Consider the following 19,528-nt stretch of genomic DNA (forward strand, 5'->3'; position numbering starts at 1 on the left):
GGATATCCTTGAGCCACCCAGCCCTCAGGCGGTGACGATGCGAGTGATGAGATGGAAGAGACCGACCAGGACAACCATGCCGGCCGTCAGGGTCAGGACGACGGTGACCGGGCTCCAAGGCCTCGGCTTGGGGCGGGAGCGATCGACAGGTCTAGCCATGCCTCAGCCTCCCACCGAGAAGGTCTGGCCTGCGATCATGGAGAGATGCTCGACAATCGGACCGAGAGCGAGAGCCGGGAAGAACGTTAGGCCTCCGACGATCAGGATGACGCCGACGAGAAGGCCGATGAACAGTCCTCCGTGGGTCGGGAACGTGCCCGAGGAGACCGGCACCGTCTTCTTGGCTGCCATGGATCCGGCGATCGCGAGCGCAGGCGCGATGACCAGGAACCGGCCCATGAGCATCGCCATGCCGATGGTCAGGTTGTACCATGGGGTGTTGCCCGACAGGCTGCCGAAAGCCGAACCGTTGTTGGCGGCACCCGACACATACGCATAGAGCACCTCCGAGAAGCCGTGCGGTCCCGGATTGCCGATGGACGCGAGGCCCGCGGGCAGAACCACCGCTAACGCCGTGAAGCCCAGCATGGCGAGCGGAAGGCACAAAATGGCCAGGATCGCCATCTTGACCTCCTTGGCCTCAATCTTCTTGCCGAGATATTCGGGGGTCCGGCCGACCATCAGGCCTGCCACGAACATGGTGAGCACGACGAAGAGGAGCATTCCGTACAGCCCGGCGCCGACACCGCCGATGACGATCTCGCCCAGCTCCATGTTGATGAGCGGGATCAGCCCACCCAGCGGCATGAAGCTCGAATGCATGGCATTCACCGCGCCGCAGCTCGCGGCCGTCGTGATGACGGCAAACAAGGCGGACAAGGCGGTGCCGAAGCGGACTTCCTTGCCTTCCATGTTGCCGCCCTCGACGCCGAGCGCGTGCACCAGCGGATTGCCCGAGGCTTCCGCCCAATATGCGACGGCGACGCCGACGATGAAGATGACGCCCATGGCGCCAAGGATCGCCCACCCCTGGCGCTGATCGCCGACCATACGGCCGAAGACATTGGTCAGTGCCGCGCCGATGGCGAAGATCGACACCATCTGGATCAGGTTGACGAGGGCGTCCGGATTCTCGAACGGGTGGGCCGAATTGGCGTTGAAGAAGCCGCCGCCATTCGTGCCGAGCATCTTGATCGCAAGTTGCGAGGCCACGGGACCGACGGCGATCGTCTGCTTGGCACCTTCCAGGGTTGTGGCGCCCACATAGGCAGAGAGTGTCTGCGGCACACCCCGGGCCACGTAGAACACCGTCAGGACCGCGCAGAGCGGCAACAGCAGGTAGAGGACTGCGCGACTCATATCAGTCCAGAAATTGCCGACACTCTTTGCTGATGCGCGCGAGAACCCGCGGATGAGCGCGACCGCAATGGCGATGCCCGTGGCGGCGGAGACGAAGTTCTGCACCGTCAAGCCTGCCATTTGGACCAGATACGACATGGTGCTCTCGCCACCATAATTCTGCCAGTTCGTGTTGGTCATGAAACTGACGGCGGTGTTGAAGGCGAGATCGGGCGCTACCGCGGCCATGCCCATCGGATTGTACGGCAGAACGTCTTGAAAGCGTTGCAGCGCATAAAGAACCAAGAAGCCGAGCAGGTTGAAGGCCAGCATCGACAACGCGTAGGTCAGCCAGTGCTGCTCTTCGCGCTCACCGGTGCCCGAAAGCCTATAGAGCACGGCCTCGACGGGCCGCAGGACGGGAGAAAGGAGGGTGTGCTCTCCGCTGAAGACACGCGTCATGTACCAGCCCAGGGGCTTCACGAGCGCTAGGACGAGAGCGCAGAAGATGAGGATCTGGATCCAACCGTTGATGGTCATGGAAGCCTCCGTCAGAACCGTTCGGGCCGAACGAGAGCGTAGGTGAGATAGGCGAGAAGCCCGGCCGTCACGAGACCGGCCAGGGTGTAGTCGAAGGTCATGACGGGATCCTCAAAGCCGGTCGCAGGCGGCGGTGTAGGCGACGGCGAGGCCGAAAAAGCCAAGGCCTAGCGCGAGCATCAGAATGTCCATGGGACGGAACTCCATACGGGCGGCCCGCCGCACGGAATTCGGCGCGCCCAGGCCAGAGAGATGCCAAATGTCGTATAAAGGTTCGAGAGAGAGGGGATCGGGCCGGTATAAAATTGTTATAAAGATCAAAGCACTTGCGCCGCCCCGCAGAAGGACGGCACGGCTAGGCTTCCGCCGCCGCATGACGTAGCCTCGGTTCTCGGCTATGGGTAGTGCCAGAGACGACTTCCTTTCACTCGGACATCACCCACGGGAGCGCAAATTATGACGAGGACCACCCGACGCCAGATGCTCATGGCTTGCAGCGCCTTATTGGCGGGCGCGGCCTTGGCGCCTGCCCCCTCGGCGGCTCAGACCTTTCCGGCTCGACCCATTACTCTGGTCGTGCCGTTTGCGGCGGGCGGATCGACCGACGTGGTCGCACGTATCATCGGCCAGAAAATGTCCGAGAGCCTGGGCCAGCAGGTTGTTATCGAGAACGTGGCGGGAGCTGGCGGCAGCACCGGCGCGGCCCGCGTAGCCAAGGCGGAACCAGATGGCTACACGATCCTGATGGGCACTGTGGCGACTCATGCGCTGAATCCGCTCATGCTCAAGCGCAAACCGTACGACGCCGTGACGGATTTCGCTCCGGTGTCCCTCCTCGTTGTGGTTCCCAACGTGCTGGTGGTCCATCCCAGCCTGCCGGCCAAGACTGTTCCGGAACTCGTCGCTCTCCTGAAGGCGGACCCGTCCAAATACAATTACGCCTCCTCGGGCGTCGGCACGCCGCTCCACCTGTCCGGAGAACTCTTCAAGACGATAGCCAAGGTCAATATGCAGCACATCGCCTATCGGGGCGCGGGGCCCGCTCTCAACGATGTGGTCGCGGGCCAAGTGCCGATCATGTTCGACAACCTGCCGTCGGCCTCCGAATTCATCCGGGCCGGAACGCTGCGCGGCATCGCCGTGACGACGAAGGATCGCGCACCATCTTTCCCGGACATGCCCACGATCGCCGAAGGCGGACTGTCCGGCTACGAGACCTATACCTGGAACGCCCTGTTCGCTCCGCCCGGCACCCCGAAGGACGTGGTGGATCGCCTGAACTCCGAAGCGGTCAAGGCCGTGCAGGATCCGGCCGTGCAGGAGCGGCTGAAGACATTCAGCGCGACAGTGGTCGGCTCGACACCCGAGGCTTTGGGAGAACACGTCAAGGCCGAAATCGTCAAGTGGACACCCGTCGTGAAGGAAGCGGGCGTTCAAATCGACTGATGGTGGCCTGAGGCTGAGGAGCCGCCGCAAGCCTGAGGCAAAGGGCTTCGGCGGCCCTCTCGGTGGGCTGTTCGCAACAGATGGCCGCACTGCTACACTTCCGGCTCTGACGGGTAAAAAAGTATCGAAAAATCGAGAAGCAGGGCGCGGGAACGAACATGTCGGGATATCCGGATACATACTATTCTCGCACCCTCAACGACGCTGCGCGTCGTCCGGCTCTGGAGAAAAACCTATCCGCAGATGTCGTTATCGTCGGCGGCGGCCTCGCGGGCCTGACGGCCGGATATGAGTTGGCTCGGGCAGGTCGTTCGGTGGTGATCCTTGAGGCCCATCAGGTCGGATGGGGAGCCTCCGGCCGCAACGGCGGCTTCGTCGGGCCGGGATTTGCAACAGGCCACAGCAATATCGCCCGGATGGTTGGCGAGGAACGAGCTCGGGCGCTGCACCGGCTTTCGATCGAGGGAGTTGAGATCGTCAAGGACAATCTCCTGAAATTTGCGCACGACGATAATCCACAGGTGTATGGGAAGCTCAGCGTGCTTCGCTACCACGACCCGGACGGTCTCGCCCGGCAGCGGGATGTCCTGGCGAGGGATTTTGGCTACGACGTGTCGGTTCTGCCGACCGAAGCCGTCCGCGCGCTCCTACGCACCTCGAAATACTACCAAGCTCTCTACGATCCGGCGTGCTTCCACTTCCACCCGCTCAATTACGCCCGATCGCTTGCAACAGCCATAGAGGCTTCGGGAGGGCGGATATTCGAGGGCTCACCCGCCGTCGCATACGATCCGTCGGCTGGGCGTAAGACCATCAGGACGAAAAATGGCAGCGTCAGTGCCCGCGACGTCGTCTTCGCCGGAGGAGGCTATACCGACAGCTTGGTGCCGGCCATACGCCGAAGCCTGTTGCCCATCGCGACATATGTTCTGCTCACAGACGACGCCAAGGGCCGGATCGAAGATGCCGTCAGAACACCGATGGCGATCAGCGACAACCGAAGGGCGGGCGACTACTATCGCTTGGTCGACGGCGGCAGGAGGCTCCTATGGGGCGGTCGCATCACGACCCGCACGACGGAGCCGCGGCGCCTCGCCCGGATGATGCGGGGTACGATGGTGTCGACCTACCCGCAGCTCGAGGGAGTTGAGGTGGATGTCGCATGGACTGGCCTGATGGCCTACCCGCGCCATCTCATGCCGCTGATCGGGCAGTTGGAACCTGGGGCGTGGTACGTGACCGGATTCGGCGGGCGCGGCATGAACACGACAGCCATCGGCGGCCGGGTCGTCGCAGAGGGCATTCTGGGTCGAACGGATCGCTATCGCATGTTCGAGCCGTTCGGACTGGCCTGGAATGGCGGCCCCTTCGGTGTCGCGGCGGCTCAGCTCACATACTGGCACTACCAGATGACGGATCGCATCAAGGAGCGCCGCGCCGCATCCCGTACAGAGCGATGAAGGCCTTGCGGCTCCGGCTAATCATGCCCGAGACGCGCACGTCTCTCCAGGAAGCGGCTGTAGGCTCCCATGATGTAGGAGAAGACGAAGTAGATGAATGCCGCGAAAACATAACCTTCGACCACCGCCAGTCCGATCCACGATGGGTCCTGCATCGCCGTCCGGACCGTGGAGAGGAAATCCAGCAGACCGATGATGGTGACGAGGGTCGTATCCTGAAAGAAGCCGATGGAGATGTTGACGAGAGGCGGAATGGCGATCTTCAAAGCCTGAGGCAGCACGATGAGACGCATGGATTGCCAGTAGTGCAGCCCCATCGCGTTTGATGCTTCATGCTGGCCCTGGGGTATGGCCTGAAGGCCACCTCGGATGGCCTCCGCGATGTAGGCTGCCGCGAAGATGATGATGGCGACCTGAGCTCTCAGCAGCTTGTCGATGGTGATGCCGCTGGGCATGAACAGGGGAAGCATGACCGAAGCCATGAACAGAATGCTGATCAGCGGAACGCCGCGAATGACTTCGATGAAGACGACAGCGAGAACTCGTATGGCGGGAAGGTTGGAGGCCCGCGCCAGCGCCAGAACGACGCCCAGCGGAAAGCCCAAGGCGAGACCGACTGCCGACAGCAGGAAGGACAGGGGGAGTCCGCTCCACTGGGTCGTGGGCACATGGCTCAATCCCAGGATTCCGCCGCTGATCAGGATGGCCGTGACAACGATCGTCGCCGCCCAGAATCCAAGGAGCGCCCGCGTCCAGAATCTGGGCACCATCGAGATGCCGATCATGCCGAGGAACAGGATCATTGCGAGCGCCACACGCCACTGCTCGTCGTAGGGGTAGATCCCGAAGATCATGAACCTGAGCTTGGCGGCGAAGAAGGGCCAGCAGGCGCCCTGTCCCACCTTACAGGCCTCTGCACCGCCCGCTGTCACGGCGCGAACGATGAGCCAGCCATAGGCAGCCTTCACGCCGAGCCACAGGATCCAGAGACACGCAAGAGTAACAAGCGCATTGATGGGCGTGCCGAAAAAAGGCTTGATGCCCCGGCTCACGAAGCCGCGCCTGGGCCTCTGGCCGCCCCTGATCGGCAGCTTGGATTGCGCTTCGGCGAGGTCGGTTGCTGTCGTCATGACCTAACGCCCCTTCAGCGCGACGCGGCTGTTGTACCAGTTCATGAACAGCGAGATAACGATCGACAAGCCCAGATAGACCATCATGAAAATGGCAATTCCCTCGATGGCCTGCCCGGTCTGGTTCATGGTGGTATTGGAGACCATCACGAGATCCGGGTAGCCGATGGCGATCGCCAGGGAAGAGTTCTTGAACAGGCTCAGGTAGCTGCTCGTCAGAGGCGGAATGATGACCCGCAGCGCCTGCGGGAGGATGATGAGGCGCATGGAAAGGCCGTCGCGCAAGCCCAAGGCCCGAGCCGCCTCCCATTGCCCCTTGCGAACCGACAATATGCCGCTGCGCACGATCTCGGCGATGCCTGCGGAGGCCGACAAGGCCAGCCCGACGAGCAGCGCCGTGAATTCGGGTCGAAGTTGCGCTCCGCCCGTCATGCGAAACCGGCCCTTCTCAGGAAGGCTCACCGTCAGGTCGGGTTGAAACAGGAGAACGGCCAGGACGACCGGCACCGCAACCGCCAAGACGACCCAAGGCCAGGACGGCCGATGCTGGCCCGTGGCGACGCGCCTTGCCGTCGCCCGGCGCCGGACGGCGACACCCATCGCGACGCCGACGCAGAGGGCTGCCAGCGTCAGGCTGTGCGCTCCGGTCCATGAAAGCGATGGGACGGTCAGGCCGCTGTTGCTGAGAAAGACGTGGGGGATCGGCTCCCAGGCCTCCCGGACGGAAGGCAGGGTGGTGACGATCAGCGCGTACCACAGGAAGAGGTAGAGCAGGAGAGGAACGTTGCGAAGCGCTTCCACGTAGAGGAAGGCCAGGAAGGCCAGGAGCGGATTGCGCGAAAGGCGGGCGATACCGACGACGAGGCCGAGGATCGTGGCGAGCACGACACCCCATGCGGACACCCAGACGGTGTTGGCGATCCCGGCCAAGAGGGCGCGCCCGTAGCTGTCCGTCGGCTTGTAGTCGATGAGGGACTGGCTGATGACGAAGCCGGCGTCGCGGCTCAGAAAGCCGAACCCTGTCGCGATATTCTGCTCGGCGAGTTTTTGGGAGACGTTCGAGAAGAGGTAGAGGCTGATGAGAACGATGATGCCAACGGCGACGACCTGATAGAGGATCGCGCGGAAACGAAGATTGTAGAAGAGGCTTGTTCCGCTCGACGCGACGGGGCGCATGGTGGACTTCCCGGTATCCTGTGGCAAGGCAGGCAGGCGGGATCGTCCGCCTGCCTGATGCTTCGATTACCGGAACGGGGGCGCGTAGAGGAGGCCGCCTTCAGTCCAGAGCTTGTTGGGACCGCGTGTCAATCCGAGACGCGTCTTGGGTCCGAGGTTTCGATCGAAGACCTCGACGTAGTTCCCGAGGGACTTGATGATGTTGTAGCTCCACTTGTTGTCCAGACCCAGCATCTTGCCGAAGTCGCCGTTCACGCCCAGAAGGCGCTGGATTTCGGGATCCTCGCTCTTGAGATGGGAATCGACATTCGCTTGCGTGATGCCTTTCTCTTCGGCGGCGATCAGGGCATAGACCGACCAATCGACGATCTTGCGCCAGTTGGGGTCATTCTGCCGGATCGTCGGCGCCAGCGGCTCCTTGGAGACCGTTTCCGGCAAGACGACGTAGGCGTCCGGATCGCTCGCGATGGCGCGCACGGATGCCAGATCGGACCGATCGGTCGTGATGGCATCGCAGCGGCCGCTGAAGAACGCGTTTCGCCACTCGTCCGAGTTCTCGAACACGACCGGTTCGTACTTGATGTTCTTGGGCCGGAAGAAGTCCTCGAGGTTCTGAAGCGTGGTCGTGCCGGGCAGGAGGCAGATGGCCGCGTTGGCCAGTTCCGACGCGCTCGAGACATTGAGCTTCTTGGGGACCATGAGGCCCTGTCCGTCGTAGAAGACCACGGGACCGAAATCGAGGCCGAGCGAGTTGTCGCGCGAGAAGCTCCAGGTGTTCTGCCGCGAGAGAATATCGACCTCTCCCGACTGAACCGCCTGGAAGCGGACATTCGTGTTCAACGGCACATATTCGACTTTGTCAGGCTCACCGAAGACCGCTGCCGAGACCGCTCGGCAAATGTCCACGTCGAATCCGCGGCGCACTCCCTTGTCGTCGGCATAGGAAAATCCTGGAGCCACCGGAGACACGCCGCAAAGAATCTTTCCGCGCTTCTTGACCGTGTCGAGAGTCGCCTGCGCTGATGCGGGAGCCGCGGAGACGAACCCCAAGCCGGCGACAAAGCCGAAGGCGAGCCAGCGGGTCAACGAACGTGCTTTCACCATTGATTTCCTCCAATGCCGCGCCTTATTTGGCCGCTGACACGTGAAGCTATCCCTTCAGCGGTTCAAGTTTCAAGGCCCGTTTTCTCAAAACCGTGCCAATCGCGCTTGCTGACTGCAAAATAGGGATGCACTCTCGCGAAACTGTGGCTGCAACGCCTCTCGTTGAGCCAAACTTTGGTGCAATGCGCAATGCCAGCTCTCCCTTTCGCAGATACGATCCTCACGAACGGCCGCGTCTTTCTCGGCTTGAATGAAGGTGTCGCCGATGCCGTCGCCTTGTGGTCCGGCCGTGTTCTGGCCGCCGGCGCGGCGTCCGACATCGAGCCCTTGGCCGGTCCCGGGACGAAAGTGATCGATCTCAAGGGTCGGTTGGCGACGCCCGGCCTTTGCGACTCGCACATGCACCTCCTGCCCTACGGCCTCATCATGGGGCACGTCGACGTTCGAAGCGCGAGCGCTCCAACCCTGGCGTCGCTGCTGGACAAGGTGCGGGAACGCGCCGCCGCGACGCCGCCGGGTCAATGGATCCAAGGCCGTGGCTACGACCAGTTCAACCTGGATGTCGGACGCCACCCCCTGCGAGAGGAACTCGACGCCGCAGCCCCGGACCATCCCGTCGCGATCGTCAGAGCCTGCGGCCATGTCACGATCTGCAACTCTATGGCGCTGCGGCTCGCCGGCATCGATGAAGGGACGCCGGTCCCGCAGGGTGGCGCCATCGAACAGAAGGACGGCAGGCTCACGGGTCTCCTTGCCGAAACGGGGCGGGATCGGCTCAAAGCCGTCTTGCCCGAGCCGACCGACGAGGAACTCGTCGCGGCGATCGAGGCGGCGGGCCAAGCCTGCCTGTCCTACGGCATCACGAGCGTGATGGACGCCGGTGTCGGAATGCGGGCTGGATATCGAGAGGTGGCGGCCTACCGGACAGCCCAGCGCCTCGGCAAGCTCCCGGTGCGGACAACTCAGTGTCTTCTCGGGGGACCCGGTGGCATCGTGGAGCAGGCGTTCCGGGACGGCGTGGTCACGAGTGCCGGTGACGCGATGCTGCGCGTCGGTCCCGTCAAGATCTTCACGGACGGGAGCGCGGGCGGACGCACGGCCGCGATGACGGAGCCCTATGTCGGGCAACCCGACAACCGAGGTTTGATGCTCCTGCGCGACAACGAGATGAACGATCTCGTACACGACTACCATGCGAAGGGCTACCAGCTTGCCGTGCACGCCATCGGCGACGCGGCCATCGAGCAGACTCTCAACGCTTTCGAGCTCGCTCTCGAAGCCATGCCGGATCCGGACCGGCGCCACCGAATCGAACATGCGGGCTACGCGCGCCCGGATCAAAACGCTCGGATGGCGCGCCTTGGCGTCCAGCCTGTCCCGCAGCCGGTGTTCATCTACGACTTCGGAGATCTCTACGTATCCGTAGTCGGCGAGGAGCGGGCCAAGCCGTCCTATCCTCTCCGCACGTGGATCGACCAGGGTTTCAAGCCGGCTGCCGGGAGTGATGCACCGGTGTGCGACATCGATCCCTTCCCGAACTTCTACAGCATGCTCACGCGAAAGACGTCGCAGGGGACCATCATGTGCGAAGGGGAGACGGTGTCCATCGCGCAGGCGATCGCGGCCTTCACGGAGTTCGGAGCCTATGTGAACAAGGCGGAGACTGAATGGGGACGTCTCGTGCCGGGTCTTGCCGCCGATGTCGCGGTGTTCTCGCGCAATATGCTCGAAGCCAGCCCTGAGGATATTCTGAACGACACCCGCTGCGACCTCACGATCCTCGACGGGAACATCGTCTTCGACCGCTATGGCGAGACCGCCTGAGGCGGAATGCCCTGAACGGAGGCGCATCGATGAGCGCCCTCCGGTCAGGATCGCTCAGCCCGCGATGGGAAAGACCCGCGGGCTCAACTCTTCCATGCGGCGGCCTGCCCAATCGCGCTGTTTCGCCGTGGAAACTGCTTCGGCCTGCCCTCGGCGCAAGGTCTCCACGTCCTCTGCGATGTCGAAGTCGGTGATTTCGCCGTCCTTCACCACCTGCCGGCCATCGACGAAGACATCCTTGATGGCCCGGTCGTTCGCCGAATAGACGAGGCTCCTGATGGGCTCGTAATCGGGCTGCATGTAGGGATTGCTCATGTCGACGACGGCAAAGTCCGCCTTGCATCCCGGCGCCAGCCGTCCGAGATCTGGCCGGCGGATCATGTCGGCCCCAACCGCGGTGGCGGCCATGAACGCGTCCCTCGTCGTCGCTCCCGTGAAGCTTCCCGAGACGATGCGGCCCGCGTAGCAGGCCATACGCAGCTCGTCGAGCATGTTGTGCGGGAAGGTGTCGGTTCCGATGCCGCAAGGAATGCCGGCCCGCATATAGCGGCTCAGCGCGTTCAGGGCGATCCCTCTGCGGGCGAACACCACCGGACAATGGGCGACCCCGGCGCCGCTGTCCCGCAGGCGCTCGAAGTCGTTGGCGTGCGGCCAGTGCAGCCACGGATGATCGTTGAGAAAGATGCAGTGGCCGATGATCGTGTCGGGCCCGAGAGCGCCGATCCGATCGAGCCATTCGATCGGCGTGCAGCCGTAGCGCCGCATGATCTCCTGGAACTCGACGATGCTCTGCGCCGCATGAATCTGGATCGGCTGGCCGCGTTCCCGTGCGGCCTCCAGGGAGTCCCTGATCTGACCCTCGGTGCAGGTGTCGATCTGCGCGGGGCCGAAATATCCCGTAATCCGGCCGCTCGGATGCTTCGATGCCGCGTCGGCGATCTCGATGGCCTCGCGCAGCAGCTTGTCTCCTCGCGCTGGGTCGAGGTCGTACTCGACGGAGTGGCCGTTGCGGGTCTTCCACGGCCCGGAGCGGAACATGCCCCACAGGACCGCCCGGATGCCCGTCTCGGCATACTCGTCCGCCCAGGTCTCGCGCGGTCGCCCGAGATCGCAGATCGTCGTCACGCCGCTCTTCAGTAGCTCGGACGCCGCGATCCTGAGAGCGGGCCGCGTGTATTGTTCGTCGATCTGGAAGACGGGCATGAACTCGTAGAGGGAACTCTGCCCCAAGCGGGGGCTTCCCAGTTCTTCCAGCATGCCCTTCCATCCCGGCTCATGGCCCGGGTGGCTGTGAACGTTCACGAAGCCCGGAATGATCATCATCTGCCGCGCGTCGACTTCCGTGTCGGCGTCGCCGGAATAGCCCGGTCCGACATGCACGATCTCGTTGCCGCGGATCGCGAAATCAGCCTGACGCAGATACACATGCGACCCCGCATCCTGATCCCAGGCGACCAGCCAGTCGCAGTTCCGAAAAACGGTCGTCGATGCTTGATGGGCGTTCATGACAGGTTCCATTGTCCGATGGCGCGGAAGAGTGACGTTCCCGTGAGGCGTTATGCGTGTGAGCCGGACGTCACGACGGAAGGGAGAGCGGGGCGAGGCTGGCGAGGGAGCGACCTTGAGGATCGGCCTGTTCGGCCCGGCGGCTGGCACGCCGCTGGGCATCCTGAAGCTCACGCACCGCCCCCTCGTAGTCGAGGTTGGTCACCCGCCTGTTCTCGAGGATCGTGCGCCCGTCGACGAAAACGTCTCGAACGGCGCGCTCGGCGGCGCAGTGGATGAGGTTGCGCAAGGGGTCGTGGAGAGGCTGCATGGCCGGCTGGGAGAGGTCGACGAGCACCAGGTCGGCCGGCCCTCCCGGCTTGAGGCGTCCGATGTCATCACGCCCGAGCGCCTTCGCGCCGCCCGTCGTGGCCGCGGCGAAGATGCCGCCCGTGTCGAGGTCGAAAACGCTTTTGCCGGCAACGCGCGAGCAGATGAGCGCCTCCCGCATTTCCTCGATCATATTGAAGGGATAGCTGTCCGTCCCGATCCCCACATTGACGCCCGCGCGGCGGTATCCGCCGAGGCTTTCGAGCGTCATGCCGCTCCGGGCGAAGGTGACCGGACAATGCGCGACGTTGGTCCCCGTGCGCGCGAGGCGCCGCAGGTCCTCGTGGCGGCGCTGCCGGGTCCAGGAGTGATGATCGAGGAAGATGCAATGGCCGAGGATGAGATCGGCCCCGAGCACGCCCAGGCGGTCGAGCATCGCCGGCGCGGTTTCACCGGTTCGGCGCAGCAATTCCTCGTGCTCCGCCATCGTCTGCGCCGCGTGGATGGTGATCGGCATCCCACGCTTTCGGGCTTCACCGACGGCCTCGACGATGAGTTCCTCCGAACACGTCTCGATCTGCGAGGGCGCCACGACGCCCCGGATGCGTCCGCTCGGATGCGCTTGCGCCGCATCGACGAAATCGAGTGCGGCCCTGAAACGCTCCCTACCGGCCGCCTTGTTCCAGTCGAAGTCCAGGCGATGACTCCCGGCCATGCGCCACTCCGCCTCCCGGAAGCCGGGCGCAAGATAGGCTCTCACTCCGCTATCCGCCGCAATCGACAGCCATTGCGGATATGGCGAGGCGATGTCGAGACACGTTGTGACGCCGCTGCGGATTAGGTCGCACAGCATCACCGTCTGGCACGCCGCCTTCGCGTCGGCGTCGGCGTCGATCAGCGCGGAGTACTCGTAGAGCGCGTTCCCCCAAAGCGCTTCGGTTCCCACATCTTCGAACAGCCCCTTCGCGATGGGCTCGTCGCCGGAATGGCAATGCACGTTCACGAAACCCGGCATGACCATGGAGGACCGGCCGTCGATCTCGCGCGCCGCGATACCGTCGTAGCGGGTGCCGATGCTGAGGATCTTTCCATCCGAGAACGCGACATCGACGCCGCGCGCGTAGGCGTGTTCCTGGCGCTCCTCGTTCCAAACGATCGCCCAATCCGCCTGACGGATGACCGTGACGTCAGACCTCGAAATATCAGTCATGGATTTGTGTCTCCCGAACCGAAGCGCCGCAGGTCGCGCGAGCACGTGGAAACGTCTTGTGAAGCGGAGTCGAAGTCCGGGGCATCAGGCATATTCCGGGAGCATGGTGATCAAAAAATATGCAATCCATGCCGGGGTCAACGAGACTTTAGGCCTAAGCGGAGTGTTCACGCCCCATCACTGGCTTCGACATCACGACGGCAAGGTTGCAAGACGGTCCTGTCGACGAAGCGGGCGGCGTAATCGAAGCCTCTCAGCATGACGGTGGCCGGAGAACCGGACGTGGCCGTCCAACCGACGCCCTGCCGTGACTTCACACGGTCTCGGCGTTGTCGAGCGAACGGTCCCTCAGCGCAGGATTGAAGCATGCGCCGTTGGCGTGAGCGATGAGACGTTCGTCCGCGTCCCTGGGCATCACCAAGGTCACCGGGACGGTGGAACGCGAGCGATCGGATCCCCGACGATGGACGTCAGGCAGTCGAAAATGGGGTGGTTCACCGGGTGCTGCAGGCTGAGAACCTTGCCGGGCTCTAAGTGCCTGAAAATATTGGTGGGCCCGCCCGGACTCGAACCGGGAACCAGACCGTTATGAGCGGCCGGCTCTAACCATTGAGCTACAGGCCCTTCCGAACCTTCGAGAAGGGTGAGGCGCTTTTAGCGGCAAAGAGGGCCGTTTCGCAAGGTGGGGCTTACGGCTTGAACACCTCCACTCGCTCGTCGAGGCCATCGACGAGGTGGGTGCCCAGGGGTGTGGGGTTGCCCCAGAGGTGGTCCACGAAGGGCTTGGACATGAGAAGAGGCTCGCCCAACTCCTTGTTCAGGTGGGCGATGCGGCTGGCGAGGTTCACGTCCGGGCCGATCACGGTGAAATCCAGGCGCTGGCCGGAGCCCACATTGCCGTAGGCGGCCTCCCCGTGATGGAGGGCGATCCCGACCTGGACCGGGACCGGGAACCGGCCCTCGCTGTTGGCCGTCTGGAGCCGCCGGATGGCGCTGGTGGCCGCCGTCAGGGCCGATTGGGGCGCTCCGCCGGTATCGTCGCCCCGGTCGCGAAAGATCGCCAGGAGGCCGTCGCCGAGGTATTTGAGCACCTCTCCGCCCTCGTCTTCGATGGGCGGCACGAGGCAGTCGAAGTAATTGTTGAGGAGTTCGACCGCCCCTTCCGGGGTCAGGGTCGAGGACAGGCGGGTATAGCTGCGCATGTCGGCGAAGAGGATCGCCGAGCGGATACGGGAGACCTGCCCGCGCAGGATCGCGCCGGACAGGATGGCCCGATGGGGCTCGTCGCCCACATAGATCCGCAGCACGTCGTCCAGGCGGTTGCTGGTGGCCCTCAGTTCGGACACGAGGGCGAAGGTCGGCATGATGAGACGGAGGGCCTTGAGGCTCTGCGTGCTGAAACCTTCCGGCGAGCGGGTCGCGAACGAAACCGCGTTCTCGGCCCCATTGATGAAGCGGATCGGGATGACCAGGTAGTGCCGGAAACCCTCCTCCTTGAGTTCCGGGATGATGCTGAAGCGCTCGTCCGGCGTCTCGCCGAGGTTCATCAACAGCCACTCGCCGGTCTTGTTCACGTAGGCAAAGGGACTGGCCTTGTAGACGACCTCCCGGCGGTCCCCGTGGGGCAGGTAGCGCACCACGGTCCCCTCCTCCGGCGTCCAGAAGCGGCCGATGCCCGCATATTCCGAATGCAGGGTTTCGACCGCCGACGCGGCCCGGTCGATGGGAAGGCCGAGGTTCTTGAGGTTTTCGATGAAACCCGTGAAGACGTCGCTCGGATCGTCGAGGCGCGCTCCCTCCTTCACCAGCCAGTCCCTGAGAGCCAAGACCCCGGCCAGGAGCTCCGGCTCGAGGCTGCGGCCCAAGACCAGTGGGTCGGCTGGAAAATCGAGGAGGGTGTCGGACGCGCTCATACGGCCAAGGTGGGACCTGATGGCCCGGCCCACAAGCGCGGCCGAGCCGGAACCGGACGCGGGAGACCGGAAAAATTTTGTCCGGGCCGTTTCCCGGCCGGCCCCTTGAACCATCTGAGAATGCGCCGCAAGGAAGCGTTCAGGGCAGACGTCGAATCCATCGAAGCGAGCACCAGGGCCAAACCATCATGCAAACCATCGATACGCTTTTCGTCACCAAAGTCTATCGCGCCGAGATGAACGACGAGAAAGCGCAGGGTCTTCTGTCCGAGATCGAGGCGGCCTGCCTCTCCATCGCGGAGGACGACGAGGCCGGCCAGCGCTGGTGCGAGAAAAACGGCTACCCGGGCTACACATCCTATGCGTCCCTGGACGACCTTCCCTGGCGCGTCCCCGTCTTCGGGGAACTGCGCAAGGCCCTCGACAAGCATGTAGCGGGCTTCGCCAAGGAGCTCGAATTCGACCTCAAGGGGCGCAAGCTCGTCCTGGACAGCCTCTGGATCAACGTTCTGCCGCCCGGAGGCGTCCACACGTCCCATATCCATCCTCATTCGGTGATCAGCGGCACCTACTACGTGAGCATTCCCGATGGAGCGAGCGCCCTCAAGCTCGAAGACCCACGCCTCGGCTTCATGATGGCGGCCCCGCCCCGGAAGGCGAAGGCGCGCCCCGAGAACCGGCAGTTTGCCTATATGGCGCCGAAGCCCGGCACGGTCCTGCTCTGGGAGAGCTGGCTCCGCCACGAGGTGCCCGTCAACGAGGCGGAAGCCGAGCGCATCAGCGTGAGCTTCAACTACGCCTGGCGGTGACCGATCCCTCAGGCGTAACGCGCCGGCCGCTCATGGGGCAGAAAGTAGGTGAGGAGCCCGATAGCCGGCAGGAACGAGCAGATCTGATAGACCGTCTCGATGCTCGTCAGGTCGGCCACATGACCCAGAACCGCCGCCCCGAGGCCGCCCATGCCGAAGGAGAGGCCGTAGAACAGCCCCGCGATCATGCCCACCCGGCCCGGAACGAGCTCCGTTGCGAAGACCAGGATGGCCGAAAAGGCGGAGGCCAGGATCAGGCCGATGAGAACGCTGAGGACACCGGTCCAGAACAGGTTGGCGTAAGGCAGCGCCAGCGTGAACGGGAGCACGCCCAGGATCGAGATCCAGATCACGTACTTGCGCCCGATCCGGTCCCCGATGGGGCCGCCCAGCACGGTGCCGGCGGCCACGGCGGCCAGGAAGACGAAGAGATGGACCTGGGCGTCCTGAACCGAAAGCTGGAATTTTCCGATCAGGTAGAAGGTGAAATAGCTGCTGATGCTCGCGAGATAGAAGTTCTTGGAGAAAACCAGCAGCATCAGGATCGTCACGGCCCAGAACACCCGGGCCCGCGAATGCTTGGCTGCGCCCGATGGCCCGCGCGGCTTGGCCCTCAGGGTGGCTAGCCGCTCGCCGTACCACCGCCCAACCCAGAACAGGATCGCCATCGCCAGGAGGGCGACGGCCGAGAACCACGCGATGCTGCCCTGCCCTCGCGGCACCACGATGAAGGCGGCCAGCAGCGGCCCGAGCGCGGTGCCGGTGTTGCCACCGACCTGGAAGACCGATTGCGCCATGCCGTGCCGTCCGCCCGAGGCCATGCGGGCGACCCGGGAGGATTCCGGGTGGAAGACCGAGGACCCCATGCCCACGAGGCCTGCCGCGATCAGCAGCACCCCGTAGGATCCCGCCATCGAGAGCGTCAGGAGGCCGACCAGGGTGAAACCCATGCCGATCACCAGTGAGAACGGCTGGGGCTTCATGTCCGTGAAGTGCCCCACGAGAGGCTGCAGCAGGGAGGCGGTGAGCTGGAACGTGAAGGTGATGAGCCCGATTTGGCCGAAATCGAGGTGGAACGCGTCCTTCAGGACCGGATAGATCGCCGGGATGAGGGATTGAATGAGATCGTTCAGGAGATGCGAAACGCTGATCGCCGCCAGGATGGGTACGGCCACCCGCTCCGGCCGGGTCATGGCGGGGGTGGCGGGGGCGATCGTCGATTTCGTGTCCATGGAACGTCTTTTCTGCAGGCCTGGCGCGGGCCGGGGCCGGAAAATCGACCCATTCCGAGCTGTATAGACCGCTTGGGGGCCTCTGGCATGCCAAAACCGCGCAGGGCTGGGTTGCCCCAGGCACAATCGCCCGCGATCTCCGTTCTGCTATGCGGGGGCTGCCGGGTGGCTTGATCCCCCCCCCCGGGGGCCTACCTCCACGAAATCACCATGCTCCGCACGAGCCGAAAAGGGAATGCGGATCCATCGAGAGGCGCACGAGTTTCATGCCGCAGCCGGGGTGGCGAGAGGTGGTTTTCTCGATCAAGACCTTCGGCGCGGCGGTGCTGGCCTTGTTCATCGCCTTCAAGTTGAGCCTGACCCAGCCCAGTTGGGCGATGCTGACGGTGTTCGTCGTCTCCCAGCCGATTGCCGGCATGGTGGTGGCCAAATCCCTCTTCCGGGTCGTCGGAACGGTGATGGGCGGGGCGACGGCTCTCGTCCTCGTGGGCTTGTTTGCCCAGAACGGTCCGGTCTTTCTCCTGGCGCTCGCCCTCTGGATCGGAGCCTGTACGTTCACGTCCGTCCTGCTGCGCGATGCGCCCGCGGCCTACGGGGCCCTGCTGTCGGGTTATACGGCCGCCATCGTGGGCATCCCTTCCGCCCTCGCGCCCGACACGGCCTTCGACTACACCATCGGACGCTGCCTGGAGATCCTGCTCGGCATCGGCTGCGCGACCCTGGTGAGCCAGCTCGTCTTTCCGAAGACGGCCGGCACCGCCCTCAAGGGATCGGTCGAGGCCACGATCGGGGCGGTCTCGCTCTGGATCGGGGACGTTTTGCGGGGTCGAAGCCGGGACGAGAAGGCTTTGGACGACCAGCAGCGCATGATCGCGGACGTCATCGCCCTCGACGCGCTTCGGGTCTTCTCGGCCTTCGACACGCCGTCCGTCCGTGCCGCGGCGGACGTGGCCCGCCATCTGCAGGGACAGCTGCTCAACATGCTGTCCCTGCTGGTCTCGATCCACGACCGGATGGCCGTGCTCCGGGAGCATGCTCCGGCCAAGGAAGCGGCGCTTCAGCCCCTCCTCGGTCAGGTCGCAGACCTCTTGGACCACCAAGCGTCCCTGTCACCCGGCTTTGTCGCCTCCGTGGAGGAACTTCGCGCCACGATCGCCACCCGGACGCCCCGTTTCGCCGACCTCGTCCGGGACCGCGAGACCATATTGGTCCGCAACATCCTGCTGCGCCTGTCGGACGTTCTGGAGACCTGGCAGCGGGTCCTCGAATGGCGGGACGCGCTCTTCTCTGGCAGGCCCGTAGCCGTCCGGGAGGCGGCGCCCTCGCCTGCGCGGGACCGCGATTTCACCCTGGCGGCGGTGGCAGCGGCCGTGTCCACCACCGCCGTCCTGACGACATCGGCCTTCTGGATCGCCACGGGCTGGTCCCAGGGCAGCTCCGCCGTGATCTTCAGCGGCGTGATCTGCAGCATCCTGGCGTCCCTCGACGATCCCGCGACGGCGGCCGCCAACTTCTTGAAGATGACGATCTATTCGGCCCTTGCGGCCGCCGTCTACGCCTTCGCGGTGCTGCCGCGCATCGACGGCTTCGCGTCGCTCGTCATGGTTCTGATCCCGTTCTACATCCCGTTCGGCATCCTGCTGGCGCTGCCACGCCTCGGCCTGCAGGTGACGCCGCTCGGCCTCAATCTCGTGGCGCTCATCGGGCTGACCAATTCGAGCACGCCCCCGGATTTCGCCGCGTTCGTCAATTCGACCCTGGCCCTGCTCACGGGACTCGTGGCCGGGATCCTGGCCTTCCGGCTCCTGCGGCCGCTCGGCGTGGATTGGACGGTGAGGCGCATCCGCCGAAGCATCCTGCGCGAGCTCCAGGTTCTTGCCGATCCAGGCTCATCCGGTTCGCGCCAAGCCTTCGCCGGACGCATGTTCGACCGGATCAACGCCCTGTTCACACGCCTCGATGGCGCCGATCCGACTCAGCGCGACCTGCTGCGCGGCAGCCTTGCGGCCTTGCGCATCGGCCTGAACCTCACAACCCTGCAGCGCGTTCGTCCAAGGCTTGAGCCGGGGGCCGGCCGTATGGTCGAGCAGTCGCTGAACGCCCTCTCCCGCCATTTCCGGCATCTCAAGAACGGCAAGGCCGCCAACGCTTCGTTGCCGGACATCGACCGCGCCGTCACGGCTCTCCTGTCCCACGGGCCGAGTCCGGCGGCGGAAGATGCACTCACCGCGCTCGTCGCGATCTCCAGCGCCCTGCACCGCCATGCCGGATTCTTCGAGGTGGCGGCGCCCACGATGCTGCCGGCGCCCTTGAGCGAAAGAACGCCCGCATGATCAAGGAAATCGACCTCTTCGGCGTATTCGTGCCGCCACTCCTCGCCTACGCGGCAGCGGCTTTCGCCGTTTGGTACGTCCTGCGCGAGGGCCTGAGCGCCGTCGGAATCTACCGCTTCGTCTGGCATGCGGCTCTGTTCAACACCGCCCTCTACGGCCTCATCCTGTCCGTCATCGTCATCGCGATCTTTCGTTAGG

At 64.2% G+C, this 19,528-nt stretch carries 16 protein-coding genes and 1 tRNA gene; 6 read left to right on the plus strand and 11 right to left on the minus strand.

The window, feature by feature from the left end; translation table 11 throughout:
- Positions 1-24: 24 nt before the first annotated feature.
- From ILT42_RS22995 to ILT42_RS00875, 3 genes are read right to left on the minus strand one after another with little or no spacing between them, the layout of a single operon-like run.
- Complete coding sequence (locus tag ILT42_RS22995; protein ID WP_267874373.1) at positions 25-159, minus strand: hypothetical protein; 135 nt, start codon at positions 157-159, stop codon at positions 25-27.
- Between the two features lie 3 nt (positions 160-162).
- The gene (gene kdpA / locus ILT42_RS00870; protein ID WP_204213419.1) at positions 163-1,878 is read right to left on the minus strand and encodes a potassium-transporting ATPase subunit KdpA; all 1,716 of its coding nucleotides are present in this window, start codon (positions 1,876-1,878) and stop codon (positions 163-165) included.
- An 11-nt stretch (positions 1,879-1,889) separates the two neighbouring features.
- Positions 1,890-1,979 (minus strand): K(+)-transporting ATPase subunit F, encoded by a 90-nt coding sequence (locus ILT42_RS00875; protein WP_204213420.1) that lies wholly within the window; start codon positions 1,977-1,979, stop codon positions 1,890-1,892.
- Positions 1,980-2,358: 379 nt separating this feature from the next.
- On the opposite strand from ILT42_RS00875, the gene ILT42_RS00880 reads away from it, so the two are divergent.
- Together ILT42_RS00880 and ILT42_RS00885 are read left to right on the plus strand one after the other, a co-directional pair.
- A complete protein-coding gene (locus ILT42_RS00880) occupies positions 2,359-3,324 on the plus strand; it encodes a Bug family tripartite tricarboxylate transporter substrate binding protein (RefSeq protein ID WP_229428389.1) in 966 nt (321 codons plus the stop codon).
- Positions 3,325-3,482: 158 nt separating this feature from the next.
- Entirely contained in the window at positions 3,483-4,784 is a 1,302-nt protein-coding gene (locus tag ILT42_RS00885; protein ID WP_204213422.1) for an NAD(P)/FAD-dependent oxidoreductase, read from the plus strand.
- A gap of 17 nt (positions 4,785-4,801) precedes the next feature.
- On the opposite strand, the gene ILT42_RS00890 is transcribed toward ILT42_RS00885, so the two are convergent.
- The 3 genes from ILT42_RS00890 to ILT42_RS00900 all read right to left on the minus strand — a co-directional run bounded on the left by ILT42_RS00890 (position 4,802) and on the right by ILT42_RS00900 (position 8,194).
- Positions 4,802-5,914 (minus strand): amino acid ABC transporter permease, encoded by a 1,113-nt coding sequence (locus ILT42_RS00890; RefSeq protein WP_204213423.1) that lies wholly within the window; start codon positions 5,912-5,914, stop codon positions 4,802-4,804.
- A gap of 3 nt (positions 5,915-5,917) precedes the next feature.
- Entirely contained in the window at positions 5,918-7,090 is a 1,173-nt protein-coding gene (locus ILT42_RS00895; RefSeq protein WP_204213424.1) for an amino acid ABC transporter permease, read from the minus strand.
- A gap of 66 nt (positions 7,091-7,156) precedes the next feature.
- Positions 7,157-8,194 (minus strand): amino acid ABC transporter substrate-binding protein, encoded by a 1,038-nt coding sequence (locus ILT42_RS00900; RefSeq protein ID WP_204213425.1) that lies wholly within the window; start codon positions 8,192-8,194, stop codon positions 7,157-7,159.
- A 189-nt stretch (positions 8,195-8,383) separates the two neighbouring features.
- Here ILT42_RS00900 and ILT42_RS00905 point away from each other — a divergent pair, with 189 nt between their 5' ends.
- Positions 8,384-10,018 carry an amidohydrolase gene (locus tag ILT42_RS00905; RefSeq protein WP_204213426.1) on the plus strand — a complete coding sequence of 545 codons (1,635 nt, stop codon included), beginning with the start codon at positions 8,384-8,386 and terminating at the stop codon, positions 10,016-10,018.
- A gap of 54 nt (positions 10,019-10,072) precedes the next feature.
- On the opposite strand, the gene ILT42_RS00910 is transcribed toward ILT42_RS00905, so the two are convergent.
- The 4 genes from ILT42_RS00910 to ILT42_RS00925 form a co-directional block, all read right to left on the minus strand.
- Positions 10,073-11,524, minus strand: coding sequence for an amidohydrolase family protein (locus tag ILT42_RS00910; protein WP_204213427.1), 1,452 nt, complete (start codon positions 11,522-11,524; stop codon positions 10,073-10,075).
- 70 nt (positions 11,525-11,594) lie between these two features.
- Positions 11,595-13,043, minus strand: coding sequence for an amidohydrolase family protein (locus tag ILT42_RS00915; protein ID WP_204213428.1), 1,449 nt, complete (start codon positions 13,041-13,043; stop codon positions 11,595-11,597).
- Between the two features lie 548 nt (positions 13,044-13,591).
- Positions 13,592-13,667 (minus strand) — tRNA-Ile (locus ILT42_RS00920).
- A 65-nt stretch (positions 13,668-13,732) separates the two neighbouring features.
- Positions 13,733-14,956, minus strand: a complete 1,224-nt coding sequence (locus tag ILT42_RS00925; protein ID WP_204213429.1) for an adenylate/guanylate cyclase domain-containing protein — start codon at positions 14,954-14,956, stop codon at positions 13,733-13,735.
- A 188-nt stretch (positions 14,957-15,144) separates the two neighbouring features.
- Between ILT42_RS00925 and ILT42_RS00930 the strand changes: the two genes are divergently transcribed.
- Positions 15,145-15,765: a TIGR02466 family protein gene (locus ILT42_RS00930; RefSeq protein WP_204213430.1), complete on the plus strand. Its 621-nt coding sequence runs from the start codon at positions 15,145-15,147 to the stop codon at positions 15,763-15,765.
- 8 nt (positions 15,766-15,773) lie between these two features.
- Here the strand turns inward: ILT42_RS00930 and ILT42_RS00935 are convergent, their stop codons facing one another.
- Entirely contained in the window at positions 15,774-16,997 is a 1,224-nt protein-coding gene (locus ILT42_RS00935; protein ID WP_204213431.1) for an MFS transporter, read from the minus strand.
- 290 nt (positions 16,998-17,287) lie between these two features.
- Here ILT42_RS00935 and ILT42_RS00940 point away from each other — a divergent pair, with 290 nt between their 5' ends.
- Entirely contained in the window at positions 17,288-19,330 is a 2,043-nt protein-coding gene (locus ILT42_RS00940; RefSeq protein WP_204213432.1) for an FUSC family protein, read from the plus strand.
- Entirely contained in the window at positions 19,327-19,527 is a 201-nt protein-coding gene (locus ILT42_RS00945; RefSeq protein WP_204213433.1) for a DUF1656 domain-containing protein, read from the plus strand. The genes ILT42_RS00940 and ILT42_RS00945 overlap by 4 nt, the downstream gene beginning before the upstream one ends.
- The last annotated feature ends 1 nt before the right edge of the window (position 19,528 follow it).

The organism is Microvirga pudoricolor, assembly GCF_016892705.1.
Taxonomy (GTDB): domain Bacteria; phylum Pseudomonadota; class Alphaproteobacteria; order Rhizobiales; family Beijerinckiaceae; genus Microvirga; species Microvirga pudoricolor.

Excerpts from the sequence above, each read along its gene's own strand:
- kdpA (WP_204213419.1), bottom strand. The coding sequence starts at position 1,878 with ATGACCATCAACGGTTGGATCCAGATCCTCATCTTCTGCGCTCTCGTC.
- ILT42_RS00935 (WP_204213431.1), bottom strand. The coding sequence starts at position 16,997 with ATGGACACGAAATCGACGATCGCCCCCGCCACCCCCGCCATGACCCGG.
- ILT42_RS00895 (WP_204213424.1), bottom strand. The coding sequence starts at position 7,090 with ATGCGCCCCGTCGCGTCGAGCGGAACAAGCCTCTTCTACAATCTTCGT.
- ILT42_RS00930 (WP_204213430.1), top strand. The coding sequence starts at position 15,145 with ATGCAAACCATCGATACGCTTTTCGTCACCAAAGTCTATCGCGCCGAG.
- ILT42_RS00910 (WP_204213427.1), bottom strand. The coding sequence starts at position 11,524 with ATGAACGCCCATCAAGCATCGACGACCGTTTTTCGGAACTGCGACTGG.
- ILT42_RS00890 (WP_204213423.1), bottom strand. The coding sequence starts at position 5,914 with ATGACGACAGCAACCGACCTCGCCGAAGCGCAATCCAAGCTGCCGATC.
- ILT42_RS00905 (WP_204213426.1), top strand. The coding sequence starts at position 8,384 with ATGCCAGCTCTCCCTTTCGCAGATACGATCCTCACGAACGGCCGCGTC.
- ILT42_RS00915 (WP_204213428.1), bottom strand. The coding sequence starts at position 13,043 with ATGACTGATATTTCGAGGTCTGACGTCACGGTCATCCGTCAGGCGGAT.
- ILT42_RS00885 (WP_204213422.1), top strand. The coding sequence starts at position 3,483 with ATGTCGGGATATCCGGATACATACTATTCTCGCACCCTCAACGACGCT.
- ILT42_RS00945 (WP_204213433.1), top strand. The coding sequence starts at position 19,327 with ATGATCAAGGAAATCGACCTCTTCGGCGTATTCGTGCCGCCACTCCTC.
- ILT42_RS00875 (WP_204213420.1), bottom strand. The coding sequence starts at position 1,979 with ATGACCTTCGACTACACCCTGGCCGGTCTCGTGACGGCCGGGCTTCTC.
- ILT42_RS22995 (WP_267874373.1), bottom strand. The coding sequence starts at position 159 with ATGGCTAGACCTGTCGATCGCTCCCGCCCCAAGCCGAGGCCTTGGAGC.
- ILT42_RS00900 (WP_204213425.1), bottom strand. The coding sequence starts at position 8,194 with ATGGTGAAAGCACGTTCGTTGACCCGCTGGCTCGCCTTCGGCTTTGTC.
- ILT42_RS00925 (WP_204213429.1), bottom strand. The coding sequence starts at position 14,956 with ATGAGCGCGTCCGACACCCTCCTCGATTTTCCAGCCGACCCACTGGTC.
- ILT42_RS00880 (WP_229428389.1), top strand. The coding sequence starts at position 2,359 with ATGCTCATGGCTTGCAGCGCCTTATTGGCGGGCGCGGCCTTGGCGCCT.